The sequence below is a fragment of the Rhizobium anhuiense bv. trifolii genome (genome assembly GCF_024346605.1).
GTDB lineage: Bacteria > Pseudomonadota > Alphaproteobacteria > Rhizobiales > Rhizobiaceae > Rhizobium > Rhizobium anhuiense.
In genome coordinates this window covers 3,637,372-3,660,693 of sequence record NZ_CP098803.1, presented here as the reverse complement: position 1 = coordinate 3,660,693, position 23,322 = coordinate 3,637,372, and the positions used below count along the sequence as shown (strand labels likewise).

The 23,322-nt window shown below is 61.5% G+C and carries 25 protein-coding genes; 12 read left to right on the top strand and 13 right to left on the bottom strand.

The genetic code is table 11. The features are described 5' to 3' along the window. Together proC and NE851_RS26795 are read left to right on the top strand one after the other, a co-directional pair. Nucleotides 1-828, top strand: coding sequence for a pyrroline-5-carboxylate reductase (gene proC, locus NE851_RS26800; protein ID WP_183904852.1), 828 nt, complete (start codon nucleotides 1-3; stop codon nucleotides 826-828). Between the two features lie 10 nt (nucleotides 829-838). After that, the gene (locus tag NE851_RS26795; protein WP_063474537.1) at nucleotides 839-1,180 is read left to right on the top strand and encodes a tRNA-binding protein; all 342 of its coding nucleotides are present in this window, start codon (nucleotides 839-841) and stop codon (nucleotides 1,178-1,180) included. Nucleotides 1,181-1,219: 39 nt separating this feature from the next. On the opposite strand, the gene NE851_RS26790 is transcribed toward NE851_RS26795, so the two are convergent. Then, complete coding sequence (locus tag NE851_RS26790) at nucleotides 1,220-1,864, bottom strand: MBL fold metallo-hydrolase (RefSeq protein ID WP_047611207.1); 645 nt, start codon at nucleotides 1,862-1,864, stop codon at nucleotides 1,220-1,222. 288 nt (nucleotides 1,865-2,152) lie between these two features. Here NE851_RS26790 and NE851_RS26785 point away from each other — a divergent pair, with 288 nt between their 5' ends. The 5 genes from NE851_RS26785 to NE851_RS26765 all read left to right on the top strand — a co-directional run bounded on the left by NE851_RS26785 (nucleotide 2,153) and on the right by NE851_RS26765 (nucleotide 6,431). Continuing rightward, nucleotides 2,153-2,770 carry a DUF1236 domain-containing protein gene (locus NE851_RS26785; RefSeq protein ID WP_047611204.1) on the top strand — a complete coding sequence of 206 codons (618 nt, stop codon included), beginning with the start codon at nucleotides 2,153-2,155 and terminating at the stop codon, nucleotides 2,768-2,770. Nucleotides 2,771-2,954: 184 nt separating this feature from the next. Continuing rightward, nucleotides 2,955-3,224 carry a hypothetical protein gene (locus tag NE851_RS26780; RefSeq protein WP_047611201.1) on the top strand — a complete coding sequence of 90 codons (270 nt, stop codon included), beginning with the start codon at nucleotides 2,955-2,957 and terminating at the stop codon, nucleotides 3,222-3,224. A 612-nt stretch (nucleotides 3,225-3,836) separates the two neighbouring features. After that, nucleotides 3,837-4,328, top strand: a complete 492-nt coding sequence (locus tag NE851_RS26775) for a MarR family winged helix-turn-helix transcriptional regulator (protein ID WP_047611199.1) — start codon at nucleotides 3,837-3,839, stop codon at nucleotides 4,326-4,328. Continuing rightward, complete coding sequence (locus NE851_RS26770; RefSeq protein ID WP_018073989.1) at nucleotides 4,329-5,030, top strand: response regulator; 702 nt, start codon at nucleotides 4,329-4,331, stop codon at nucleotides 5,028-5,030. Between the two features lie 24 nt (nucleotides 5,031-5,054). After that, nucleotides 5,055-6,431 carry an ATP-binding protein gene (locus tag NE851_RS26765; RefSeq protein WP_183904853.1) on the top strand — a complete coding sequence of 459 codons (1,377 nt, stop codon included), beginning with the start codon at nucleotides 5,055-5,057 and terminating at the stop codon, nucleotides 6,429-6,431. Nucleotides 6,432-6,457: 26 nt separating this feature from the next. On the opposite strand, the gene NE851_RS26760 is transcribed toward NE851_RS26765, so the two are convergent. The 6 genes from NE851_RS26760 to NE851_RS26735 form a co-directional block, all read right to left on the bottom strand. Continuing rightward, nucleotides 6,458-7,195 carry an ABC transporter ATP-binding protein gene (locus NE851_RS26760; protein ID WP_183904854.1) on the bottom strand — a complete coding sequence of 246 codons (738 nt, stop codon included), beginning with the start codon at nucleotides 7,193-7,195 and terminating at the stop codon, nucleotides 6,458-6,460. 4 nt (nucleotides 7,196-7,199) lie between these two features. Beyond that, nucleotides 7,200-8,042, bottom strand: a complete 843-nt coding sequence (locus NE851_RS26755) for an ABC transporter permease (protein WP_254959000.1) — start codon at nucleotides 8,040-8,042, stop codon at nucleotides 7,200-7,202. A gap of 19 nt (nucleotides 8,043-8,061) precedes the next feature. After that, on the bottom strand, nucleotides 8,062-9,030 hold the full coding sequence (locus NE851_RS26750) for an aliphatic sulfonate ABC transporter substrate-binding protein (protein ID WP_097542095.1): 969 nt from the start codon (nucleotides 9,028-9,030) through the stop codon (nucleotides 8,062-8,064). 244 nt (nucleotides 9,031-9,274) lie between these two features. Further along, the gene (locus NE851_RS26745; RefSeq protein WP_174824439.1) at nucleotides 9,275-9,724 is read right to left on the bottom strand and encodes a BA14K family protein; all 450 of its coding nucleotides are present in this window, start codon (nucleotides 9,722-9,724) and stop codon (nucleotides 9,275-9,277) included. Nucleotides 9,725-9,863: 139 nt separating this feature from the next. Continuing rightward, on the bottom strand, nucleotides 9,864-10,079 hold the full coding sequence (locus tag NE851_RS26740) for a cold-shock protein (protein WP_003561293.1): 216 nt from the start codon (nucleotides 10,077-10,079) through the stop codon (nucleotides 9,864-9,866). Between the two features lie 487 nt (nucleotides 10,080-10,566). Next, nucleotides 10,567-11,457: a DMT family transporter gene (locus NE851_RS26735; RefSeq protein WP_254958911.1), complete on the bottom strand. Its 891-nt coding sequence runs from the start codon at nucleotides 11,455-11,457 to the stop codon at nucleotides 10,567-10,569. 101 nt (nucleotides 11,458-11,558) lie between these two features. Between NE851_RS26735 and NE851_RS26730 the strand changes: the two genes are divergently transcribed. Continuing rightward, nucleotides 11,559-12,026, top strand: coding sequence for a hypothetical protein (locus tag NE851_RS26730; RefSeq protein ID WP_047614475.1), 468 nt, complete (start codon nucleotides 11,559-11,561; stop codon nucleotides 12,024-12,026). A gap of 4 nt (nucleotides 12,027-12,030) precedes the next feature. Here the strand turns inward: NE851_RS26730 and NE851_RS26725 are convergent, their stop codons facing one another. The 3 genes from NE851_RS26725 to NE851_RS26715 all read right to left on the bottom strand — a co-directional run bounded on the left by NE851_RS26725 (nucleotide 12,031) and on the right by NE851_RS26715 (nucleotide 16,385). Further along, a complete protein-coding gene (locus NE851_RS26725) occupies nucleotides 12,031-13,173 on the bottom strand; it encodes a PQQ-dependent sugar dehydrogenase (protein WP_063474543.1) in 1,143 nt (380 codons plus the stop codon). 61 nt (nucleotides 13,174-13,234) lie between these two features. Further along, nucleotides 13,235-14,008, bottom strand: a complete 774-nt coding sequence (locus tag NE851_RS26720) for a class GN sortase (RefSeq protein ID WP_047611154.1) — start codon at nucleotides 14,006-14,008, stop codon at nucleotides 13,235-13,237. Then, complete coding sequence (locus NE851_RS26715) at nucleotides 13,998-16,385, bottom strand: marine proteobacterial sortase target protein (protein WP_254958907.1); 2,388 nt, start codon at nucleotides 16,383-16,385, stop codon at nucleotides 13,998-14,000. Before NE851_RS26715 ends, NE851_RS26720 begins: the two co-directional genes overlap by 11 nt. 384 nt (nucleotides 16,386-16,769) lie before the next feature. Between NE851_RS26715 and NE851_RS26710 the strand changes: the two genes are divergently transcribed. The 3 genes from NE851_RS26710 to NE851_RS26700 all read left to right on the top strand — a co-directional run bounded on the left by NE851_RS26710 (nucleotide 16,770) and on the right by NE851_RS26700 (nucleotide 20,060). After that, nucleotides 16,770-17,972, top strand: coding sequence for a pyridoxal phosphate-dependent aminotransferase (locus tag NE851_RS26710; RefSeq protein ID WP_028758400.1), 1,203 nt, complete (start codon nucleotides 16,770-16,772; stop codon nucleotides 17,970-17,972). A 268-nt stretch (nucleotides 17,973-18,240) separates the two neighbouring features. Then, nucleotides 18,241-19,146 carry a glycosyltransferase family 8 protein gene (locus NE851_RS26705; RefSeq protein ID WP_127430184.1) on the top strand — a complete coding sequence of 302 codons (906 nt, stop codon included), beginning with the start codon at nucleotides 18,241-18,243 and terminating at the stop codon, nucleotides 19,144-19,146. Nucleotides 19,147-19,193: 47 nt separating this feature from the next. Continuing rightward, nucleotides 19,194-20,060, top strand: coding sequence for a 3-deoxy-manno-octulosonate cytidylyltransferase (locus NE851_RS26700; protein WP_127430185.1), 867 nt, complete (start codon nucleotides 19,194-19,196; stop codon nucleotides 20,058-20,060). Nucleotides 20,061-20,120: 60 nt separating this feature from the next. Here the strand turns inward: NE851_RS26700 and NE851_RS26695 are convergent, their stop codons facing one another. Then, on the bottom strand, nucleotides 20,121-21,218 hold the full coding sequence (locus tag NE851_RS26695; RefSeq protein ID WP_127430186.1) for a calcium:cation antiporter: 1,098 nt from the start codon (nucleotides 21,216-21,218) through the stop codon (nucleotides 20,121-20,123). Nucleotides 21,219-21,449: 231 nt separating this feature from the next. On the opposite strand from NE851_RS26695, the gene NE851_RS26690 reads away from it, so the two are divergent. Beyond that, nucleotides 21,450-21,731, top strand: a complete 282-nt coding sequence (locus NE851_RS26690) for a DUF2188 domain-containing protein (protein ID WP_028758403.1) — start codon at nucleotides 21,450-21,452, stop codon at nucleotides 21,729-21,731. A 2-nt stretch (nucleotides 21,732-21,733) separates the two neighbouring features. On the opposite strand, the gene NE851_RS26685 is transcribed toward NE851_RS26690, so the two are convergent. Together NE851_RS26685 and NE851_RS26680 are read right to left on the bottom strand one after the other, a co-directional pair. Further along, the gene (locus tag NE851_RS26685) at nucleotides 21,734-22,249 is read right to left on the bottom strand and encodes a GrpB family protein (protein ID WP_028758404.1); all 516 of its coding nucleotides are present in this window, start codon (nucleotides 22,247-22,249) and stop codon (nucleotides 21,734-21,736) included. Between the two features lie 104 nt (nucleotides 22,250-22,353). After that, complete coding sequence (locus NE851_RS26680; protein ID WP_063474547.1) at nucleotides 22,354-23,253, bottom strand: LysR family transcriptional regulator; 900 nt, start codon at nucleotides 23,251-23,253, stop codon at nucleotides 22,354-22,356. Nucleotides 23,254-23,322: the final 69 nt, after the last annotated feature.

Sequence of the window (23,322 nt, the reverse complement as noted above, 5' to 3'; positions counted from 1 at the left end):
ATGCCGACGAAGCGTTTCTCCTCGACAAATCCCGTCCTTTTGATCGGCGCCGGAAACATGGGCGGGGCGATGCTCTCCGGCTGGCTGAAAAGCGGCGTCCCGGGCTCGGCCGTCATTATCGTCGATCCCGGTCCGTCGCCGGCGATGCTGGCGACGATCAACGAAGCTGGCGCCACCCATGTGACCGCGCTCCCGGCGGATTTGAAGGCAAGCGTGCTGTTCCTCGCGGTCAAGCCACAGGTGATGGAGACGGTGCTGCCGGCGGTGAAGAGTGCGATCGGGCCGGACACGGTCGTCGTCTCGGTCGCGGCCGGCAAGACGCTCGGTTTCCTCGAGAAGCATCTGGGTAAAGCCGCCATGGTGCGCGCCATGCCGAACACGCCTGCTATGGTTGGGCGCGGCGTCACCGGCGCCGTTGCCAATTCAGCGGTCAGCGATCAGCAGCGTGAGCGCGTCCATTCCCTTCTGCGTGTCTCGGGGCCCGTCGAATGGGTGCCCGCGGAAGCCGATATCGATGCCGTGACGGCGCTTTCGGGCAGCGGTCCGGCCTACGTCTTCTATCTCGTCGAATGTATGGCGGAGGCAGGCCGTAAACTCGGTCTGCAGGCGGACCTCGCCATGCGTCTTGCGCGGGAAACAGTCGCGGGGGCTGGTGAACTTTTGCACCAGTCCCCCGACGGCGCTTCGCGGCTGCGCGAGAATGTGACCTCTCCCGGCGGCACGACGGCGGCGGCGCTCGCCGTGCTGATGGCAGTGGACGGCATGCAGCCTCTGTTCGACGCGGCACTCGCGGCGGCGCGCAAGCGGGCCGAGGAACTGGCCGGCTGACGGAGACGACATGGCCGAAGAGATCACCTATGCCGATTTCGAGCGTGTCGATATTCGTGTCGGCACGATCATCGAGGCCAGCCCCTTTCCGGAAGCGCGCAAGCCGGCGATCAAGCTGGTGATCGATTTCGGCCCTGAGATCGGCACGAAGAAATCCTCAGCGCAGATCACCGTGCATTATATGCCGGAAAGCCTGATCGGCCGGCAGGTGCTCGGCGTCGTCAATTTCCCGCCGCGCCAGATCGGGCCGTTCCGCTCGGAAGTGCTGACGCTGGGATTCGAGGACGAGAACGGCGCGATCGTGCTTGCGGCCGTCGAGCAGCCGGTGCCGAACGGCCGGAAGATGATGTGAGCGGGCGGAGCGCAGCTTCGCCGCCCATTCTCCACTAGGTCAGATTTCCCGCAAAAACGGATTGCTTCGCCGCTCATCGCCGATGCGGCTGCCGGGACCGTGGCCGCAGATGAAGCCGACGTCGTCGCCGAGCGGCAGCACCTTGTCGCGGATCGAATCAAGAAGCTGCTGATGATCGCCGCCCGGCAGGTCGGTGCGGCCGATCGAGCCGTTGAAGAGCACGTCGCCGAGATGGGCGAAATTCTGCGCGCGGTTGAAATAGATGACGTGGCCGGGGGCATGGCCGGGCGTGTGATAGACCTCGAATTCGTGGGCGCCGAAGGAGATCTTGTCGCCATCCTTCAGCCAGCGGTCGGGCACGACGTTACGCAATCCTGATATGCCGTATTTCGCAGCCTGGCTCTCGACCCGCTGCAGCAGCGGCAGATCGTCCTGATGCGGGCCGACCACATCGACCCCGAGGGCCTCCTTCAGTTCGCTGGCGCCGCCCGCATGGTCGAGATGGCCATGCGTCAGCCAGATTTCCTTGATGGTCAACCCGTTTTCCGCGATCGCCTGCAGGATGAGCGGCACGTCGCCGCCCGGATCGATGACGACGCCTTCCTTGGTATCTGGATCGAAGAAGATCGTGCAGTTCTGCTGGAAGGGTGTCACCGGAATAATGCCGGCCTGGAGCATGCCCATAGGTGCCTCGCTTGGTGTCTCGGATATCCAGGGTATAGTCCGAAACCACGGCGAGGACAGCCGGAATCTTCTCCCATTTACGGTCGGCCTCACGGCAAAAAGACAGACTGCAACAAGAGTTTATACCTGCTTTTGTCATCGTCATCAGGCGAAGAAATCGGGTTTTATTCAATTTTTCAAGGCACTTGCAGGAATTCTCATAGAGGCGATGTTCCGCCGGGCTGAGCGCATGGGAACATCGTGGAACCCCGCACGTTGTCAGCCCATCGAAACCAAGGAGACGCTCACATGACCTTAAAGAGAAACATTCTGCTGGCAGGCGCGGTGCTGATAGCGAGCGCCGGTCTTGCGCAGGCGGAGATGATGGCGACGACGGTCGATGATCTCAACGTCCGCGCTGGCCCCGGCCCGCAATATCCCTCGGTCGGTCTTGCCACCCGCGGCTCCACCGCAGTCCTCGACGGCTGCATCGAAGGCAGCCGATGGTGCCGTGTCGACGTCAACGGCATGCGCGGCTGGGTCTATGCCGATTATCTGCAGGTCGATCATGGCGGCAGCCGCGTTATCGTCGAGGAGCATCGTGCCGAGATCGGCGTTCCCGCCGTCACCTACGAGTCGACCGCAAGCGTCGTTCCGGCCGAGCCGCAGCCGGCGCCGGGCGACGAACTGCTCGGCCCCGTCGGGTCGGTCGAGACCATCACTCCGCCGGAGACGGTTCGCACCTATATCGACACCAATCCGGGTGAGACGGTGCGACTTGGCGGCGATGTCGTCGTCGGCGCGGAAGTGCCTGCCGATGTCACCTTCCAGACGATCCCCGACTATGAGTACCGCTATACGAGGATCAACGACCGGCCGGTGCTGGTCGATCCCGGTACGCGCCGGATCGTCTACGTCTATCAATGACGTGAATCGGCAAGAACTGAGGCGAGGCGGAACGTCGGGCCGCCTCGTTCCAGGGCAGTTCTCCCTGCCTTAATCCCGCATCGGTTGATTTTCTTAACGCTGTCTTCCGAAATATGATAAAATCCTAATATGCCGAAGGTTCGGCATGGATCGGCGATCGGGGAGATCGCCAGAGGAGGAAATCATGGAAGCGCTACTTCCGCTCATCACACAATTGATAGCCGGTGCAATCGGCGGCAATGCCGCGAGCGCCGCTTTGAAGCAGCACGCGATCAATGTCGTCGCTCGTACGATCGCAGGCGCGATCGGCGGCGTCGGCGGCGGCATGCTGCTCAGCATGGTCGGCGGGGAAGCGGCTATGACCGGCCTGCTCGCCGACGGCATCGGCGGCCTGATCGGCGGCGGTATTCTCTCGACGCTCGCCGGACTGGTCATGGCACGGGCGCACAGGTAAAGAAGGCCCGGCAGACGTTTACCGACAGCGCCGCGCCTGTTTTGGGACGCGGAAAGGCTGCTGGAGCACGTTGAATGGCTGCGTAATTTTATCCTTAAATCGGTTCCCATTTGAGGAATTATGCAGTGGCCGGACCGATCGCGTGAGGCTCTTATCCGGCGGCGACTGCGGCCGGATAGACCTCATAGTCGTTCGTCAGCGCTTCGAAGATCATCGACGGCAAGCGATACGGACCGATTTCCGAAACCGAGGTTACTTCCGGTTGATGCGATTGGCCTGCGCCGAAACGTTCATCATCTTGCTGTCTCGCGCCAGGCAATTGGACCGAGGCATGCCTAAACCCCTGGCGCTTCGGGAGCTCGACGGTCGCCGCGGGCGCCATGCCTGTTGATTGTTGTCCCCATTACGTTTTATCCACAGACGGAAGGGGAACTCGCGTATTGCGTCGGTGTGCCGGACGGCCTTGGTTTCCAGAAATGCCAGGGACATGAGAGGCCGTGCGGGGCTCCCGCAGAGTTCGGGGAAGCTGGCCGCGATTCAAATTTATGTCAATAAAGCTGACATATCCTCGCGAAGGTTTCCCTATGCGCGGAAACAGAAAGGAAATGCCGAGTGTCACGACAGACCGGCCCGAAAGCAGGCAAACCAGAGCCGCTGGCCACGCCGATGGAAGATACCGATATTATAGATTTCGAGATCATCGAGTTGTTCTTCTTCGCCTATCGCGACTTCGTTTCCGATCCCGACGCCATCCTAGAAAAGAGCGGTTTCGGCCGGGCGCATCACCGCGTCGTGCATTTCGTCAACCGCAATCCCGGCATGACGGTCGCCGATCTTCTCGATACGCTGAAGATCACCAAGCAGAGCCTCGCAAGGGTGCTGAAACAGCTGATCGATTCAGGCTATATTCGCCAGGTCGCAGGCCCCGAAGACCGGCGACAGCGCAAGCTCTATCCGACGAAATCGGGACGAGAGCTGGCGCTTGCCCTTGCCGAGCCGCAATCGCGCCGCATTGAGCGGGCATTCGAAGGGGCTTCTGCGGAGGTGCGGGAGGGCGTAAAAGCTTTCCTCAGAGGGATGCGGGACAGACAGAGGGCGGAGTGAATGGCGGTCAAGACAGGTATTTCAGACGATGCGGCGCATTTGCTGGTGGTCGATGACGACTCCCGCATCCGGGCGCTGCTCAATCGTTATCTCGCCGAGAACGGCTTCCGCGTCACCGTCGCTGCCGATGGCGCCGAGGCGCAGCGCAAGCTCACCGGTCTCGATTTCGACCTGATCATCATGGATGTGATGATGCCCGGCGAATCCGGCATCGACGTCACCCGGGGGCTTCGTGCCATCAAGAACGTACCGATCATCATGCTGACGGCGCTGGCGGAATCGGGCAATCGCATCGAAGGCCTCGAGGCCGGCGCCGACGATTATCTTTCCAAGCCCTTCGACCCGCGCGAACTGGTGCTGCGCATCAACAACATCTTGCGCCGAAATGCCGGCGGCGAGGGACCGAAGATCGAACAGGTGATGTTCGGCCCCTACACCTTCTCGCTGACCCGCAAGGAGCTGAAGAAGGCCAGCGAGGTGATCCGGCTCACCGACCGCGAGCAGGAGATCATGCTGCTCTTTGCACGGCGCGCCGGCGACACGATCCCGCGCCACGAACTGATCGGCAACGACACCGAAGTCGGCGAGCGGACGATCGATGTGCAGATCAACCGGCTGCGGCGCAAGATCGAGGACGATCCCGCCAATCCGGTCTGGCTGCAGACGGTGCGCGGCATCGGATACAGGCTGAGCATCGACTAAACTCAAGGTTCGGGACCGGCGCTGATGGTGACGATCGACAGCTTGCGGCGGGAAGACCGCACCCCTGCGCAGGGTTGGCGCTGGATCGTCCGCTGGCTGCGCCGCCGGCTGCCGACCGGACTTTACGCGCGCTCGCTGCTGATCATCATCATTCCGATGGTGCTCCTGCAATCCGTCGTCGCCGCCGTCTTCATGGAGCGCCACTGGCAGATGGTGACCGAGCGGTTGTCGCTTGCCGTCACCCGCGACATTGCCGCGATCATCGAAATCATCGAGACCTACCCGCAGAATTCGGACTATAGCGAGATCATCCGCATCGCCCGCGACCAGCTCAGCCTGCAGATCTCGATCGAGCCGGATGGCGACCTGCCGCCGCCGCGCGTCAAGCCGTTCTTCTCGATCCTCGACGGCATCCTCAGCGACGAGATCACCGACGAGATCCATCGGCCTTTCTGGATCGATACGGTCGGCAATTCGAACCTCGTCGAGATCCGCATCAAGCTGGAAAACAGGATCCTGCGGGTGCTGACCAAGCGCAGTCAGACCTATGCCTCGAACACCCATATCTTCATCGTCTGGATGGTCGGTACGTCGCTGGTGCTGATCGGCATCTCGATCCTTTTCCTGCGCGGGCAGATCCGGCCGATCCTGATGCTGGCGCGAGCGGCCGAAAGCTTCGGCAAGGGGCAGAAACCCGATAATTTCTATCCGCGCGGCGCGGACGAGGTCAGGCGCGCCGGCCTTGCCTTCATCCTGATGCGCGAGCGGATCGAGCGGCAGATCGAGCAGCGCACCGCGATGCTCTCCGGCGTCAGCCATGATCTGCGAACCATCCTCACCCGCTTCAAGCTTCAATTGGCCCTCGCCGGAGACAATCCCGACCTGCACGGGCTGAATGACGACGTCAACGATATGCAGACCATGCTGGAGGCCTACATGGCTTTCGCCCGCGGCGAGGTCGAAGAGGATGTCGGCGAGCTGAAACTCAGCGAGATCTTTGCGAAGCTGGAATCCGATTTCTCCCTGCACGGCAAAAAATTCAGCTATTCGATCGAAGGCGACGACGACATATCGGTCCGGCCGAACGCCTTCATGCGTCTCGTCACCAACCTTGCCTCGAACGCGCGCCGTTATGCCGACCGCCTCGACATCGAGGCCAAGCACAATGCCAAATGGCTGACCGTCATCTTCGACGATGACGGGCCGGGCATTCCGGAAAAGAATCGTGAGGACGTGTTCAAGCCATTTTTCCGGCTGGATACGGCGCGCAACCTCGATGCATCGGGCACCGGCCTCGGTCTTGCGATTGCCCGCGACATCGCCCGCAGCCATGGTGGCAACGTCACGCTGAGCGACAGCCCGCTTGGTGGACTAAGGGCAACGATCCGCATCCCGGCCTAACAGACCAGTGCCAAGTGGGCAGCATATCAACTGGGTTGCAGCGATACGTTGAGCGACATGAGCAGCTGTCTTTTTACGGCTTCGAACGAGGCCGATGCCCGATCGCGCTTCCTCGGCAGATCGATGCGGATCTCCTCGAGAATGCGCCCCGGCCACGGTCGCATCACGATAATCCGGTCGGCAAGGACGAGCGCCTCGTCGATATCATGCGTCACCAGCACGAGCGTTGGGCGCGTTTCGGCCCATATGTCGAGCAGGTGATCCTGCAGATCGGCGCGCGTGAAGGCATCGAGCGCGGAAAAAGGCTCATCCAGCAGCAGCACTTCCGGTCGGGTGATCAGCGCGCGGGCGATTGCCACCCTCTGGGCCTGGCCGCCAGACAATTCCTTCGGCCAGCGCCCGCCCAATGTCCCGAGGCCGACCTTTTCCAATGCGGCCTCCACTCGCTGTCTGCGATCGTCACCTTCGAGCTCGGCGAGGCCGAAGCCGACATTGTTTGCAACACTGAGCCAAGGGAAGAGGCGCGGCTCCTGAAAGATGAGATTGATCAGCGGATGCGGCTTGGTGACCAGTTCGCCATTCAGCTCGACCGTTCCCTGCGTGGGAATGTCGAGACCGCTGATCAATCGCAGCAACGTGCTCTTGCCGCAGCCGGATCCGCCGATGACGGCGACGATTTCTCCCGGAGCCAGCCCGAGCGAGAATCCCTCCAGGGCGCGCACCCCATTCGCATAGGTTTTTTCCAAGTTTCGCAGCGTCAGCATCGGCTCATCCCTCCCGCCTGTAACTATCCTGCCAGGTCAGGAAGGGTGCCGTCGCCGCAAGCAACAGGCTGTCCGTCAACTTGCCGACGACCGCGAAGGTGATGATGGCAGCCATGATCTGGTCCGGCTTGCCCATTTGCTGGCCATCAACGAGGAGATAGCCGAGGCCCTCCGAAGCGCCCATGAATTCCGCTGCGACGACGAACATCCAACCGAGGCCGAGGCCGGATCGCAAGGCAGTCACATAGGCCGGAAAGACCGCAGGCAGCATGACCCGCCGCACCAGTGCGAAACCGGAAAGCCGGAAGATGCGGCCGACCTCGACAATCTTGCGATCAACCGACAGGGTCGCGCCGGAGATGCCGAGATAGACCGGAAAAAACACCCCGACGGCGATCAGCGCCACTTTCGATGTCTCGAAGATCCCGAACCAGAGAATGAAGAGCGGCACCCAGGCGATCGATGGGATGGAGCGGAGCGCCTGAAGCGACGGATCGATCAGTCGGCGAGCAAGACCGAAATATCCCGTTATGGCGCCGGCGATCGTGGCCGTGGCGGCGCCGATCGCAAATCCGAAGAACACCCGGACGGTGGTAATGCCGATATGGTCGAGCAATTCGCCGGACCTCAAGAGCGCCCATAGCGTCGCTGCGACCCTGGATGGTGGCGGCATGAGACGGCCTGAGAACCAGCCGGCCGCGACCGCAATCTCCCAGAACAAGAGGCCGAGCGCAGGCAGCAGAACGGCCACCGCCATCCGGTTGCTCACGCCATAAACGATCGAAGCCGCGACCGGGCGCGGCGTCCTTGTTTCCGTCTTGATACCGGTTTCGGCCAAGTCCGTCATAGCGATGATCGATGCTCTGTCACTGGGTTTTCCCGACGGCAAAACGGTCGTCGATCAGTTCGTTCGTGACTTTGGCAATGTCGACGTCGGCGGGCAGGACGCCGGCGCTTTGCAAGGCGATACCCGCTTTCGAGATCGTGTCGCGCTGCAGGTCGCCGATCGTCGGTTGCGAGAGGTCCGTCCGCTCCAGCTGCTTGGCGATGACATTGTCCGGCAGTTTTGCCGCCTCCACCAGCGCTGCCTTGAGCGCTGCAGGATCGGCCAGCGCCTCGGCCCGTGCCTGCTCATAGACGGCGACGACGCGCTTGATGATGTCGGGATGTTCGGCGGCAAATGTCTCGGTCGTATTGAGCACGCCCCAGCTGTTGTTTTCCGGCTTGCGATAGAAGAGCTTCGCCTTGTCGTCCACTTCGGCGGCCGCCATCAGCGGATCGAGGCCTGCCCATGCATCGACATCGCCACGCAGAAGCGCAAGCTTGCCGTCGGCATGCTGTAGCAGCACCAGCTTCACGTCCGATTGTTTCAGGCCGGCATCCGCCAAGGCACGGACGAGAAAGACATGCGGATCGGTGCCGCGCGTCACCGCGATCGTCTTGCCCTTCAGATCCTCGACGGTGGATATCGGACTATCGGCGCGGGTGACCAGAGCCGTCCATTCGGGGCGCGAATAAACATAAATGGATTTGATCGGATTGCCGTTGACCCGCGCGATCAGTGCTGCCGCACCCGCTGTCGAGCCGAAATCGATCGATCCGGCGTTCAGGAATTCCAGCGCCTTGTTCGAGCCGGCGGATTGTACCCAGCGAATGCTGATATTGTCCTTGGCGAATTCCTTTTCCAGCAGGCCTTCCTTCTTCAGAAGAACACTGACGGGATTATAGGTCGCCCAGTCGATCCTGATATCTGAAAGATCGGCCGCGCCAGCCGATGACAGGCCCAGCCCCAAAGCAACCGCGACACCGATCATCGCCGAACGAAACACGCCCATAACTTATTCCTCTCCTTACCATTGCCATCGTTAGGTCGAGATAGCCTACGAGCACTGGTGACGGGCGAGAAACCTATAGCTTCTATTTCTATGGAATTTGTAGAAATATTTTTCCCCGGCCACGTGGATATGGTGCGGGGTGGGCAATGTCGAGAAAGCGGACGCGGTAGAGGACCAGTTGAGGGATCGACAAAAAGAAAGCGCCGCTGAAGAGCGGCGCTTGGCATCAGGGATGATGGCGAAATCAGCCGGCAGTGCAGAAATGGCTGCGGCCGTCATTGCCGATATAGGTGCCGCTGCGCGGATCGAAAGAGCGGTAGCGGTAAGAGCAGTAACGCTCCCATTGCGGCGACCAGGGTTCCACCGCCGTGCGGACCGGCTCGTAATATTGCGGCTGCTCGGCATAGACTCGGCGCGGGGCGCGATAGACCGGAGCGGGCTCATAATAATCCGGCTCGTAGGCCGGGTCGATGTAGCGGCGCTCTTCGTAGACCGGGCCGTTATTGGCGTTGGCGATGGCCGAACCGACGATCAGGCCGGTTGCGAGGCCGACGGCACCGCCGACGAGCGCGTCGTTGCCGTCATGATGGCGCCAGTGGCGGTCGCGTGCCGATGCTTCGCCAATGGCGGAGAGAGTGAGCGCGGCAGCCGTTGCCGTCAGCAGAAGAGTCTTGGCGAGCCTGTTCATAAGCATAAATCCCAATCCAGGGAACCGAACGCCGGTTCCTTTCTCGATGGTGACAGTCCTATCGATTTGTAGCTGAACGAAGGCTGAACGACAAAACCCGGCATTGCTGCCGGGCTTCAACTCGAATTTGACAGCCGTTAAGGGTTCAGCCCGCAATCTGCAGATTGACGGCCTTCGGGCCCTTGCCGCGGCGATCCGGCTCCGTGTCGAAGCTTACCTTCTGGTTTTCCGTCAGACCGGCCAGCCCGGAGGCCTGAACGGCAGAAATGTGAACGAAGATATCGGCGCCGCCCCGGTCCGGCTTGATGAAGCCGAAGCCTTTGTCGGTATTGAAGAATTTTACAGTGCCAGTCTCTGCCATGCGTCAGGTCCTTTTCTCTCTGCCCGCCATCCACACGGGCAGCATCATAGCATTGCCTCCTTGCGGGAGGTGTTGGCAGGCAATTCTTGAAATGTGAGAAAAAGGTCCCCTCTACCTCGGCCTGTTCCAGGCAGGACTTTCGCCCGCCATTTTTGGAACCGGCTGACCGGAATATTAGCGTTCCCGGCGCGCAAATACTTAAGGACTTCCCATGCTCGCAAAATGCCCGAACGCGCTGAGAGTGCTGCGTTTAAAGGATTTTGGCAAGCAAAAGTTTTTTAGCGTGTCGTTCCTGGCACACCCCTGCCGATAAACAATTTGCGCAAAAACGCAAAATTTCCTTCGCTGATAGGGAATGATTAACGTTTTATATCGTCTGCAATATAAGTTCCGAGCAGATTTTCCCAAAAATGCAACGTGAACGCGTCTTTCCGCCCCCGGTAAATTTTTTTTCCGCTGTGGGACTCACCCATATTTGGACGCGTGTTCACGTGGCTGGCAGCCGCCGTCGGGCGAATCCGGGGACGAGTTCGACTACAAGCATAGCGATCAACATGAGTGCGCAACCTGCATAACCTGTCGCCGGCATCGTTTCGCCGAGCAGCAGGGCTCCGAGCGATGCGCCGAAGATCGCTTCGGAAGAAAGGAAGATCGCGGCCTGCGAGGGCGTCGTATAGCGCTGGGCTATTACCTGCAGGACGAAAGCCAGGCCAGAGGAGAAAATACCGACATAGAGGATCTCCGGCGCCGCCGCCCAAATCGCCGCAAGGCTGACAGGTTCGACGGCTGCGGCAACGGCCAGCGCACAGGTCGCGGTTACGGCGAATTGCACGGCGGAGAGCGCGAGCGGCCTTCCGGTCGCCGAAACGGTCGTACCGGCGAGGGTGATCTGGATCGCCCAGAAGACGGCGCAGACGACGGTCAGCAGATCGCCCGGCGTCAGCGCCGAAAGATGGCCACCGGACAGGAGGTAGATGCCGGTGATCGCCAGCAGCGCGCCGGGCCAGATGATCCAATGCGGGGCGCGGCGCAGGAAGCACACGGCAATCAGCGGCACAAAGACGACATAGAGGCCGGTGATGAAGCTGGAATTCGTCACCGTCGTCGTCTGCAGTCCGACCTGCTGCGTGGCTGCACCGCCGAAAAGGGCAAGGCCGGTCAGGATGTAGAGCTTCGCATGGCGCGTGCTGGTCTTCTCTTTGGCCTTGCGCGCCTCAAAAAGGACGAAAGGCAGCACCGCCAGCGTGGCGACGGCAAAACGCAGGCAGATGAACCAGAAGGGACCGATCGCCTTCATCGCCGTCGACTGCGCGACGAAGCCGCCGCCCCAGATGGCGGCTGCAAGCAACAGGAGGAGGTTCGCCTGAACGCGCGTCATGTCGTCCTCGATGGGGAAGGGAGGTGTGGTCAAGCGGTTAGCAGTTGCGTTTACTTCCGGCAAGGGTGAAGACTTTGGGCGGCGTGAACGGAGGTGAAGGCATGCGACGTGAAGAACGGCCAGCCGGCGACACCGCAGTGTCCAAGACGGCAGGCTATTCCGGCACGCCGCTTGCCCGGAAGCTCGGCCTGGCTGATGGGCAGGCCGCGGCTCTTCTCGGCGTTCCCGAGACGATCGGCGAGATCAATGGTTTCGACGGTTTTGCTTCGGTCGTCCGCGCGCTTCCCGAGACGCCTCAGCGCGCCTTCGACTATGTGCATTTGTTTACAACAGAACGGGCGGCGCTGGAGGCTGTTGCGCCCACGCTTTTTTCTGTCCTGATGCCGAGCGGCATGGTCTGGATCTCCTGGCCGAAGAAGAGTTCACGCGTGCCGACCGACATCACCGAGGACGTGTTGCGGGAGGTTCTGCTCCCGACGGGCCTCGTCGACGTCAAGGTCTGCGCCGTCGACGAGATCTGGTCCGGGCTGAAATTCGTCATCCGCAAGGAACTGCGCGGCCCGTTGTGATCTTTCAGCCGTTGCGGGCTTGCGCCCTGGAGACCCTGAGCAGCGCGCCGTCGTCCTCGTCCGTCACCATCAGCAGCGCTCCGTCGGGTGCGACGACGACGTCGCGGATGCGGCCGTATTCGCCCTCGAACAGGCGCTCTTCGGCGACGAAGGCGCCGTTGTCATCACGTTGCATGCGCGACAGCAACTGGAACTTCAGCGCTGCGACGATGAAATTGCCGTCCCATTCCGGAAACATGGCGCCGCGATAGACGACGAGCGCGCCGGGTGCGATCGAAGGATCCCAATAATGTAGCGGCTGTTCCAGCCCTTCCTTGGCTGTGCCTTCGCCGATCTCGGCGCCGGAATAGTCGCGTCCATAGGTGATGATCGGCCAGCCGTAATTCTTGCCGGCCTGGGGCTGGTTGATCTCGTCGCCGCCGCGGGCGCCGTGTTCGACGGTATAGAGCTTGCCATCCCTGGCGTCGAAGGTGATGCCCTGCGGGTTGCGGTGGCCTTTCGACCAGATTTCCGGCAGCGCCTTGCCGCCGTCCTTGAACGGATTGTCGGCGGGGATGCTGCCGTCGGCATTGATATGGATGATCGAGCCGGCGTCGTCCTGCCAGTCCTGCGAGCGGTCGCGGTCGCCGCGGTCGCCGACGCTGATGAACAGCGAGCCGTCGCCGGATATCGCGATACGCGAGCCGTACTGGATATTGCCTGATGTGAAGCGCCGCATGGTGAAAACCGGCTTTACTGCGTCCAGGGTCTTTTCATCGGCCGAAAGTGTGGCGCTGAAGGCTTCGGTGCCGGAGCCCTGCCTGTTGGCGATGGCGGCGGTGAAATAGAGTTTTCGGCTCGTCGCAAAGTCCGGGGCGAGCGCCACGTCCATCAGGCCGCCCTGGCCACGGGCGCTGACTTTCGGCACGCCGCCGATCGGGTCGGAGACCTTGCCCTCTCGGATGATGCGCATGCGGCCCGGCCGCTCGGTGACGAGATAGGCGCCGTCGGGCAACACCTCGACCGCCCAGGGATGTTCGAGACCGTCGGCGAGCTTGTCGACTCGCACTGTAAGATCCTGCGCTTTGATGGTATCAGCCGCATCCGCGGATATAGCCCCGAACAGGACCAGCGCTGCGGCCAAATGGAGGGCGGATATTCTCTTCATCGTGTTTTCCCTGTCGTCTCTCCAGGCTGAACGTGGAGCGGACAGGAAACAGCTTCAACCCTCATTCGACCTGATATAACGGCTTTGTGTTTGGCGGTTGAACCGAGCCGGTCGCCTGAGGGTCGACCAGTTCCGCCTCGAGGATGTAGCGCAAGGGCCCGCGCTCCGTCGCGTCGAAGGGCCAGCAGGTGGTCAGCACGAGACGGCGGCCGTCGGAGGAGGGATCGATGCCGCTTGCATCCCACGGAGCGATGCGGCCTTCGCCCGCCTTGAAGGTCAATAGTTTGCCGTCGCGGCGCGTGACTTCGATCGTATCGCCGGGCTTTATATATTGCAGCCAGCGGAAGTGCGTGTCGCGATGGGCTGCGATCACGGAGGTGCCTTCCTCGCCCGGCTGTGGGGTGTTGACGAGCCAGGCCGGACCGAAGGCGAGAGCCTCGCCGGAGGCGCCGGAAAGCACGATCGCCTCCTTGCCGAGGCGCGGGGCGCGCACCTTGGCCTCGGTGGTGAAATCCGCCCAGGGCCAGGGCTTTGTCTCGTTCCCCCGCAGCTCCGCGGCGAAAGCGCGTTTCAGCAGGATCTGGGAGAGCTCCGCCTTCGCTTTCAGCAGGAAGCCGTCGCCGATCAGCGCCAGGCCATAGAGGGCAAGACCGGCAATGGCGAAGGCGATTGCCTTTTCGATCGAGGAAAGACGCCAGAGGAAAAAGCCCTTGCTCGGGCGCGCCTTCGGCCTGTCATAGGCCGTGGCGGCCGCCATGGCGAGTTCCAGATAGGTCGGAAGCGGCTCGAATTCGGCCGCTTCCTCGTTGTGGCTTGCGGAGAGCCTAGAGACCATAACGCTTGGCCCCGACCGCGATCACCCGTTTGATGCGCCGGCGCCAGATGGCCAGCCCGCTTGCCGCCGTCAGCGCCAGGAGCAGCATGGTAAGCCCGCGGATGATCTGCTCGTCGGCGCGCGTTGCCGTCTGCGGCAGGTTCACGGTCGAGCTCTTCTGCGCGATCATAGTGGCGGCCTTGGCGGTCGGGGCTGCTGCCATCATGTTTGCGATCCCGGGCGATGCGGCGAGATCCTGTGTTTCGGCTGCCGCCTGTTCCGGTCCGGCGTTTCCTGCCGGCGTCGCCGAGCCATGGCGTTCTCCGCCGGCAGGATGGACAGGGTTTTCGCCGAAGACCTTATCGAAGTCCCAACCTTCAGGCAGATCGAGCGGCAGCTTGGTTGAGCCGAGCGGCTGATCGGCCGGGCGTGACGGGGTAACGTCGACGGCAACGAGGCTGGTGAGGCGGGAGACGAGATGGTGGGCGAGAGCGACAGTCTCGATATCCTTGTCGAGCGCGGCCCGATCCTGACGCTCATAGGCACGGGCTTCGAAATCGTCGATCTTGCGGCGGGCCCAGAGCTTGGAAATGCCTTTGCCGTCGGCGGCATTGGCGATATCCATGTCGACGCGCCAGGGCTGCTCGCCTGTCTTGCCGAAGATCTGCAGCTTGCCGGCGGGTTTGTCCTCAGGCAGTTCGGCGGTCAGCACGACGGGTTCGCCACTGTAGAGGTCCGGCATCGGGTTCGGCGTGATATCCTCGGCTTTTATGCCTTCAAAGGTCGCGGCGATATCGGTCATGGCTGGGTTCTGCAGCTTGGCGAAAAGCTCGGCCATGCGGCTTGCCACCTGATCGGTCGAGCCGATCGCCGTGAAGGTGCCACGGCCGACTTCGGCGGCCTTGGTCATGAAATAGGTATTCGGCGCCGAGCCGATACCGACGGTGAAGACGCGGGCATCGCCGCGGTTTGCAGTGATTTCCTGGAAGAGCTGTTGCTCGTTGCCGATCGCGCCATCCGTCAGGAACACGACCTGGCGCAACGCTCCGCTTGCGACCGGTCCCTGGTTGCGCAATGCAGTCTCCAAGGCGGGCAGCATTTCCGTGCCGCCGTCGGCTGTCAGGCCTCTGACATAGGCAATGGCCTTTTCGCGATTGTCCGGGGTGGCAGCGACGAGACCCTTGAAGTAATCCGTCATCGTATCGTCGAAACGGATGACGTTGAAACGGTCGTCGGGGTTCAGCTTGGAAATGGCAAGCGCCAGGCTCTGCCTTGCCTGCTCGATCGACGGACCGGACATGGAACCGGAATTGTCGATGACGAAGACCACCTCGCGTTTTGCCGGCGGCGCTGCCGCATCCGGAGCCGTGGGCGGGGTGACGAAGGCGAGCAGATAGGTCTTGCCGTTCATGACTTCCCGGAAGAGGCCGGCACTCGGCATCTTGCCGGGGGCGGCCTTCCAGGTGAGCTCGAAATCCTTGTCGGCGGGAACGGTGTCCGCCTTCAGGCCGATCGTCCTCGCCTGGTCGCCATCCTGCCTGATATCGACCGCGTGGAAGGACGATTTGACGTCGCCAAGCGGGAAGCCTGCCTTGAGGTCGACGGTCAGCGAAACCGGATTGATCCTGGCGTTCTCGCGCGGATCAAGTACGGGGGCTTCGATCTTGTCGCGGTTTTCCACCGGGTCGCGTGGTGTGGCGAAACCGGCGCCGTTATTGAACTCGACGGTCTGGACGATTGGCGCCGGATTGTAGCGCGGGGCGACGACCATCGGAAAACGCAGCGAGAACTCGCCGCCCGACTGGTGGACCGTCTGCTGATATTCGATCTGGACGACGACGGTTTCGCCGGGACCGATATTGGCGACCTGGTTGGTGAAAATGTTCGGCCGCTGTTGTTCGAGCAGCGCCGTCTTCTTGCCCTCGGCCTTGGCCTGCTCGTAGATTTCACGGGCTTCCTGGCGAGGCTTGATCTGGCCTTCGATGAAGCGTTCGCCGATCTGCATTTTCAGGGCGTCAACGGCGGAATTGTCCGGCAGCGGGAAGACGTAGGTGCCTTCTACCCAACCCTGGCTTGGATTCTGAAAGCGCTGCGTCACCTTCACCCTGGCGATCGGGCCGGAGACGTCGATGGCGACATCGGTCTTCAGCCGCGGCGCTTCGACATAAAAGCCCGGCTCCTTCGACGGAAAGAGCAGCGAGCCGCTGTTGACGTCATTCGGCCGGACAAGCGCCGCCAGTTGGTTGGATGCCTGCGGCGCCTGCTCGGCGCGGACTGTGGAGGCAAGCCCCAGCATCGCCGCTATGCAGGCGGCAAGAGCGGTGACGGCAACAAGGACTGAAACGGAAATTCGGCGGGCGCGAATGCGCCCTATGGCAAACTCATCTTCCAGAAACATTGGCATACCCTCAATAACCAATTTCGGATGCCGGATGATGCGGCTTCGATCTCGGCGCGCTCACGACCGAATTGCGGCGTGGCGCGGCATTTGTTGCGGCTTATTCGTGGCGATGGGCGCATCCGGCGATGCCACTGATTTCAGGGTATAAATCCGGATGACTTCAGAGTTTGATTCAAGATCCGCGCAGCACGATTCAACCTCGTGACGCCGGCCTGTCCGAAGGCGTGGACAGGCCGGGCGGGCGGCGCGGCGAAATGATCAATAAGAATCATGCCGCCATGACGCCTTTCCGCTTGAAATGCCGTCATACATTGGACATAGAGCTAACCGCAGAACTCCGGTCCCGGCTTTCTGCCCGTTTCAACCAATAGGACCGTTATCATGGCCTTCCTTGCCGATGCTCTTTCCCGTGTGAAGCCTTCAGCCACCATCGCCGTCTCCCAGAAAGCGCGCGAGCTGAAAGCAAAAGGACGTGACGTCATTGGCCTCGGTGCGGGTGAACCGGATTTCGATACGCCCGACAATATCAAGAAGGCCGCCATCGACGCGATCAACCGCGGCGAGACGAAGTACACGCCGGTTTCCGGCATTCCAGAGCTGCGCAAGGCAATTGCCGCCAAGTTCAAGCGCGAGAACGGCCTGGACTATACAGCGGAGCAGACGATCGTCGGCACCGGCGGCAAGCAGATCCTTTTCAACGCTTTCATGGCAACGATGAACCCCGGCGACGAAGTCGTCATCCCGGCGCCTTACTGGGTTTCCTATCCCGAGATGGTGGCACTGTGCGGCGGCACGCCGGTTTTCGTTTCGGCCACCCAGGAGCATAATTTCAAGCTCCAGCCGGCCGATCTCGAAAAGGCGATCACCGAGAAGACAAAGTGGTTCATCTTCAACTCGCCGTCCAACCCGACGGGTGCGGCCTATACGCATGACGAGTTGAAGGCGTTGACGGATGTGCTGATGAAACATCCGCATGTCTGGGTGCTGACCGACGACATGTACGAGCACCTGACCTATGGCGACTTCAAGTTCGTCACGCCTGTCGAAGTCGAGCCGAAGCTCTACGACCGGACGCTGACGATGAACGGCGTCTCCAAGGCCTATGCAATGACCGGCTGGCGTATCGGCTACGCGGCAGGCCCGCTGCAGCTCATCAAGGCCATGGACATGATCCAGGGCCAGCAGACCTCGGGTGCGACATCGATCGCCCAGTGGGCTGCTGTCGAAGCGTTGAACGGCACGCAGGACTTTATCCCGGAAAACAAGAAGATCTTCGAAGGCCGTCGCGATCTCGTCGTGTCCATGCTGAACCAGGCCAAGGGCATTGTCTGCCCGGTGCCGGAAGGCGCCTTCTACGTCTATCCCTCCTGCAAGGGCCTGATCGGCAAGACGGCTCCGTCGGGCAAGGTCATCGAGACGGACGAGGATTTCGTTTCCGAATTGCTGGAATCGGAAGGCGTTGCCGTCGTTCACGGTTCGGCCTTCGGTCTCGGCCCGAACTTCCGCATCTCCTATGCAACTTCGGAAGCACAGCTCGAGGAAGCCTGCCGCCGTATCCAGCGCTTCTGCGGCGCCTGCAAGTAAGCCGATCGGCATAGCATCGATCAAAGGCCCGCCGGGACGGCGGGCCTTTTTCTTTGTGGCGAGGTTGGGCTGGCGCTGTGATTGTCGTTCACGTTCCGATTCAACATGCTGCAGAGTTGATTCAACTTTGCCTCGCAAGTCGTTGAATTCCGATTCAAAACGTGACGCAGGGTGACGGCTCGGCGGGTGATCGGCGGTTGCGGGTTGGCATCAAACCAACTAGATATCCGGCATCAAGTTTACGTTGCCGCTTCGGGAGGCCGGGATTTTGCAGCAGAGTGCGGTGATCGTCTGTTCGGATGTCAACATGCTGCCGGCCGCCTGCTGCACCCTGCTTTCCGTCAAGCGCAATCTCGGCGGTTCTGCCGTGGAGTTCCTGCTTCTCGGCATCGACCTTACGCCGAATGAAAGCGCCGAGGTCGGAAATTTCGCGCGGATGCACGGCATGGCGATCACTGTGCTGCCCTACAATACGCCGGATACGGCAAAGCAGGCGCGGGGCCGCTGGTCGGGTGCGACGCTGGCGCGGCTCTACATGGATCTCCACATACCCGCTCATATCGAGCGTCTGCTTTACCTCGACGCCGATGTGCTGGCAGTTGCGCCAGTTGACGAACTCTTCAGCAGGGATTTTCAAGGCAAGGCGCTTGCCGCCGTCGACGACTATGTCATGGCCTTTCCCGAGAAGGCCGGCGCACGGCAGCGGAAGATCGGCATGCATGAGGGTGGCCGCTATTTCAATGCCGGTGTGCTGCTGTTCGACTGGGTGGCCTGCCGGGAGAGGGAGCTTTTTGCCAGGACACGGGAGATCTTCGAGGAGCGGTCGCATCTTTTCGAGAATAACGATCAGGATGCGCTGAACGTCACCTTCGACGGCGACTGGCTGGTGCTCGATCCGCGCTGGAATACGCAGACCGGCCTTCTGCCCTTTGTCGGCCGGCCGGCGATCATTCATTTTACCGGCCGGAAAAAACCGTGGCAGGCCACCGTACCCTGGGTGCACCGCCGGATGGCCAAGCGTTATATCGAGGATCTCAGCAATACGCCGTGGGCCTCGTTCTGCAGGCAGCCGTCGATGATGGGCCGGGTCGCGGGTTTCATTTCGCATGTGGGAAAGCGTATCGGCGGGCTGACGCGGCTGGCACGGACGCGCGCCTATTTCAGCAACAGCTAGTAAGGCGGGCAGTGCGCATCGTCCTTGGAAAGTGCATGTGAGCCGATATGGAAGCAATCCCCAGTGACACGCAGAGGGCCGCCGCGGATGGCGGCTTCAACTTCCTGACGCCGGAGGCGTGGAAGGCACTGTTGTCACCTTATTCCCACGTCGTGCTGGTGGCAAACAGCGAAGCAGTCGATTTCGAGCGGCTGCGAAGCGAATTGCCGGAGACGACGCTCTACGTCTTCTTCAACAATGTCTATAAGGTGCTCGACGAAGCCTTCACCGGCCATGCGGTGCTGATTGCCCGCAGCGGCGTGATGGGCGCCAATATCGTCCACCGGCGCGAGGCGGCGGATGTTCTGCGTTTCTTTGCCGGCAACGATTTTTTGGGTGTCGTCAATATTCGCGCCTCCCCGGAGGAAAACTTCAGTGAGGAGAGCGGCTTCAAAGGCGCCAGAACCCGCCATCTCGATCTGACGCAAATGCTCGGCGATCTCTATCCGACAGGCAAGATCGCGACGAGCGGCTTTGCGATGGCGCTTTGGCTGGCCGACCTGCAACTGCCGGGCAAGATCCTGCTTGCCGGTTTTTCGGCAAAGAGAAGCGAGAAGTGGAAGGTCTTCGACGTGCACGACTGGACGTTCGAGCAGATCTTCCTGCGTCTCTTTGCCAGGATGGGCGCGATCTCGATGATGGGCGGCGTCGATGCCAGCCCCTATTCGGCGCTGGCCAAACGGTTTCCGCAGGTGCCGCCGATCGAGATTGCGATGACGGCGGCCGAAGTTCTGTCGGAACGGCTCCACAATGCGAACGGCCAGATCGACCGGCTGATGTCCGTCACCAAATCGATCCGCGCCATTGAGGGTTTCTTCCGGCGCTTCAAGCCGAAAACCCGCAAGCAGCGTTTCCTCGAAAAGTCGAAGGAATGACTGCCGCAGGGACCTGCCAACAAGGGTGAACTGCCAAGAAGGCGATGTCAGCCGCCACCGTCAAAGTCCCAGCGCCGTCAGCATGATGAAGGTGGCAAAGAGGATGAAATGCGTCATGCCCTCGATGGCGTTGGTCTCGCCGTCGTTGAGGTTGATCGCCGCGGCAATCAGCGTGATCGTCACCATTACCGTCTGCACCGGGGTCATGGCCATGATGAAGGGCTGGCCGGTGTAGAGCGCGATCGCCTCCATGACGGGTACCGTCAGGATCACCGTCGACAGTGAAGCGCCCATGGCGATGTTGACCGTCGCCTGCATGCGGTTCCTGAGGGCTGCCCTCAATGCCGTCAGGATCTCGGGGGCGGCCGAAATCGCCGCGACGACGACGGCGGTCACCGCGATCGGCGCGCCGCTGTCGCGCAGCCCCTCGGCCATGAAGGCCGACATGAACTCCGCCAGCAGGCCGATGATGACCACGCCGACGAGAAGGGTGGCGATCGAGATCGCGGCCGACTCGTCGGGGGCGTGCTCGTCCGGACTTTCTTTCTTCCGCTCGGAGCGCGGATAGCTATAGCTGAAGAAATAGCTGTGCTGGCCGACCTGCATGCGCAGGAAGAGGCCGTAGAGCGCGATCATCGCGACGATGGTGAAGGCCGAATAATAGTGCCATTTGTCGCGGGGCACGAATTCCGGCACGATCATCGAGATGCCCATGGCGGTGAGGATCATCACGCCGTAGGTCTTGCCGGAGTTATCGTTATAGGGCTGTTCGCCGTGCTTGAGGCCGCCGAGCAGCGCGGCGAGGCCAAGAATGCCGTTGATATCGAGCATTAGGGCGGAATAGATCGTGTCGCGCACCAGCGTCGGCGAACTCTCGCCACTCATCATGATGGCGAGGATGATGACTTCGACGGCGACGGCCGAAAGGGTCAGGATCATCGTGCCGTAGGGATCGCCGACTTTGACGGCGAGCAGTTCGGCATGATGGGCGACGCGGATAGAGGCGAGCACAATGGTGCCGACCAGGGCGACGGCTGCGATCAGCGCGACGCCGCGCCCCATCTCGATCACCGCGTGTTCCATGAGATAGGCGATCACTGCAACGACAAGTGCGACGACCAGAAACTTTTCTTCTTTAAAGCGTGACGCGATCCCCAAGCCTGAGCTCCTGTCCCGATTCATGCGTTTTATCTAAGTCACTGATTTCGCCTATCAAGCAGGCCCGGGGCCAGTCCCGTTTGCAGTCTTCGGCGTTTAATGGAATACTGAACGTCATCGGGGCCGGAAAGCAGATCGCGGCGTCCTCGAATTCTCGTCAAGCGGCCGCGATGATCCGGATCCTGTCCGGAAGCGTGCGAATGCGCAACAAGAAGATGAGGAGACGGATGCATGATCAAGGTGGTCTACGAAGTCGTGCCGCATGACGGCGGCTGGGCCTACAGGCTGGGAGGTGTCTATTCCGAGGCATTTCCGACCCATGCCGAGGCACTCGAAGCTGCGCGCATCGTCGCGGCCGAACAGCAGGTCGGCGGCGATTCCGCCGAGATCAGCTGGCAGGACGAGAACGGCAAGTGGCATGAGGAATATGCCGAAGGCGGCGACCGGCCGGAAACCGAGGTGGTGGATGGTCTCTGGAAAGGTCACGCGGCCGGGGCCTCGCCAGGCATTTGAAGTTACCGATTGCCCGTCAATGCCCGCGCGACGATCGCGTCGACGAATTCACGCTTATGCGCGGTATAGCGATCGCCGTCCATCCTGAATTCGGCTGCCAGCCTGCGTTTGAGCGCGGCATACTCCGCCGCCGCTTGCGGATGCGCGATGAGATAATCCCGGAAAGCCAGCCTGTTTCGATGGGTGCTGTTGCCGGGCGGGCAAAGATAGACGCGCTCCGCCGGCACTGAACCTCTCGACAAAAACGCCCAGACATCGTCGTCATAGCGGTTGCCGCGCGGCTCGTAGCCTTCTGCCAGAAGCACGCGGGTGGCGCCTTCGATATGCCCGAGGCCGGGAAGGATGATGTCGATATCGATAAGCGGCTTGGCGGTCATGCCGGGTATGGACGTGCTGCCGATGTGATCGATGGAGAGCGCCTGCGGCAGCAAGCCCAGCAACCTGTCGCGGATGCGCCGGAAGGCTTGGGGCCATTGCGGATCGTGGGGCACGAGTTCAACCGGGTTGTGCGTCGTCATTTTCCCTTCCCGCCGGAGCGCCCGTCCGACAGGACGTGCCAAGGAGCCTATTGCTTTGAAATTTGCGCATGATTCTTTCCGAAAATCGATTCCGATTTTCGCACTTATGCGCTGGTCGAATATCGGTAATAGTCCTGCAGACCGTTGACCAGGGCGTCGAACGTGGCGCGGCAGCGCGGCGAGGTCTTCAGGCTCGCATGCATCGCCACCCACGTACCGAGCGGGATTTTGAAGGCATCGGGCAGGATGTGCACCAGGTCAGGATTTTCCCGCGCAAGCCCGGTCTGGCAGATGCCAATGCCGACGCCGGCGCGGATTGCGGAAAGCTGGGCAAGGTTGCTGTCGGTCCTGTAGGAGAATTCGATGCCGGGCACCGCATAGCGTTTCATCACCATGCGTACATAGGCCGTCTGCCGGTCGAAGCCGATCAGCCGGTGGTTTGCGAGGTCAGCCAAGGTTTGCGGAATGCCGTATCGGCTGAGATAGCGGCGATGGGCGTGAAAGCCGAGCGGGATATCGCCGATGCGGCGCACGAGGAGCGCATCCTGCTGCGGCTCGGCCATGCGCACGGCGATGTCGGCCTCGCGGTTCACCAGGTCCTCGATGATATCGGAAGCCGAGAGCTCGATCTGGAGGTCGGGATAGGTCTCCTGCAGCGGTCCGAGAATCCCAGGCAGCACCTCGACCGCGATGACTTCGCTGGCGCTGACCCTGACCGTTCCAGCCACGCGTTCGCGCTCACCGGATGCGGTGCGCAACAGGGCGGCAGCGGTTGCCGCCAGTGTTTCGGCATAGGGCTTGAGCGCCAGTGCGGCGTCGGTCGGCAGCAATCCATTCGGCGAGCGGGTGAAGAGTTCGGCGCCGATCGCCAGTTCCAGTGCATCGACATGGCGGCCTATGGTCGGCTGGGTCAGCCCCAGTTCTCGGGCGGCGGCTGAAAGCGATCCCTGCTGGAGCACGGTCAGGAAACTGCGGTAGAAATCCCAGCTTGGTTCAACGCTCATATATTTTTGTATAGCAGATGCACTATTTCGTCAATTTTGTTTATGTCTTGCTGATGGCATGATCCTCTC

Bases quoted from the DNA above. Each gene is read 5' to 3' on its own strand.
- proC (WP_183904852.1), top strand. From the start codon at position 1: ATGCCGACGAAGCGTTTCTCCTCGACAAATCCCGTCCTTTTGATCGGC.
- NE851_RS26795 (WP_063474537.1), top strand. From the start codon at position 839: ATGGCCGAAGAGATCACCTATGCCGATTTCGAGCGTGTCGATATTCGT.
- NE851_RS26790 (WP_047611207.1), bottom strand. From the start codon at position 1,864: ATGGGCATGCTCCAGGCCGGCATTATTCCGGTGACACCCTTCCAGCAG.
- NE851_RS26785 (WP_047611204.1), top strand. From the start codon at position 2,153: ATGACCTTAAAGAGAAACATTCTGCTGGCAGGCGCGGTGCTGATAGCG.
- NE851_RS26780 (WP_047611201.1), top strand. From the start codon at position 2,955: ATGGAAGCGCTACTTCCGCTCATCACACAATTGATAGCCGGTGCAATC.
- NE851_RS26770 (WP_018073989.1), top strand. From the start codon at position 4,329: ATGGCGGTCAAGACAGGTATTTCAGACGATGCGGCGCATTTGCTGGTG.
- NE851_RS26765 (WP_183904853.1), top strand. From the start codon at position 5,055: ATGGTGACGATCGACAGCTTGCGGCGGGAAGACCGCACCCCTGCGCAG.
- NE851_RS26760 (WP_183904854.1), bottom strand. From the start codon at position 7,195: ATGCTGACGCTGCGAAACTTGGAAAAAACCTATGCGAATGGGGTGCGC.
- NE851_RS26755 (WP_254959000.1), bottom strand. From the start codon at position 8,042: ATGACGGACTTGGCCGAAACCGGTATCAAGACGGAAACAAGGACGCCG.
- NE851_RS26750 (WP_097542095.1), bottom strand. From the start codon at position 9,030: ATGGGCGTGTTTCGTTCGGCGATGATCGGTGTCGCGGTTGCTTTGGGG.
- NE851_RS26745 (WP_174824439.1), bottom strand. From the start codon at position 9,724: ATGCTTATGAACAGGCTCGCCAAGACTCTTCTGCTGACGGCAACGGCT.
- NE851_RS26740 (WP_003561293.1), bottom strand. From the start codon at position 10,079: ATGGCAGAGACTGGCACTGTAAAATTCTTCAATACCGACAAAGGCTTC.
- NE851_RS26735 (WP_254958911.1), bottom strand. From the start codon at position 11,457: ATGACGCGCGTTCAGGCGAACCTCCTCCTGTTGCTTGCAGCCGCCATC.
- NE851_RS26730 (WP_047614475.1), top strand. From the start codon at position 11,559: ATGCGACGTGAAGAACGGCCAGCCGGCGACACCGCAGTGTCCAAGACG.
- NE851_RS26725 (WP_063474543.1), bottom strand. From the start codon at position 13,173: ATGAAGAGAATATCCGCCCTCCATTTGGCCGCAGCGCTGGTCCTGTTC.
- NE851_RS26720 (WP_047611154.1), bottom strand. From the start codon at position 14,008: ATGGTCTCTAGGCTCTCCGCAAGCCACAACGAGGAAGCGGCCGAATTC.
- NE851_RS26715 (WP_254958907.1), bottom strand. From the start codon at position 16,385: ATGTTTCTGGAAGATGAGTTTGCCATAGGGCGCATTCGCGCCCGCCGA.
- NE851_RS26710 (WP_028758400.1), top strand. From the start codon at position 16,770: ATGGCCTTCCTTGCCGATGCTCTTTCCCGTGTGAAGCCTTCAGCCACC.
- NE851_RS26700 (WP_127430185.1), top strand. From the start codon at position 19,194: ATGGAAGCAATCCCCAGTGACACGCAGAGGGCCGCCGCGGATGGCGGC.
- NE851_RS26690 (WP_028758403.1), top strand. From the start codon at position 21,450: ATGATCAAGGTGGTCTACGAAGTCGTGCCGCATGACGGCGGCTGGGCC.
- NE851_RS26685 (WP_028758404.1), bottom strand. From the start codon at position 22,249: ATGACGACGCACAACCCGGTTGAACTCGTGCCCCACGATCCGCAATGG.
- NE851_RS26680 (WP_063474547.1), bottom strand. From the start codon at position 23,253: ATGAGCGTTGAACCAAGCTGGGATTTCTACCGCAGTTTCCTGACCGTG.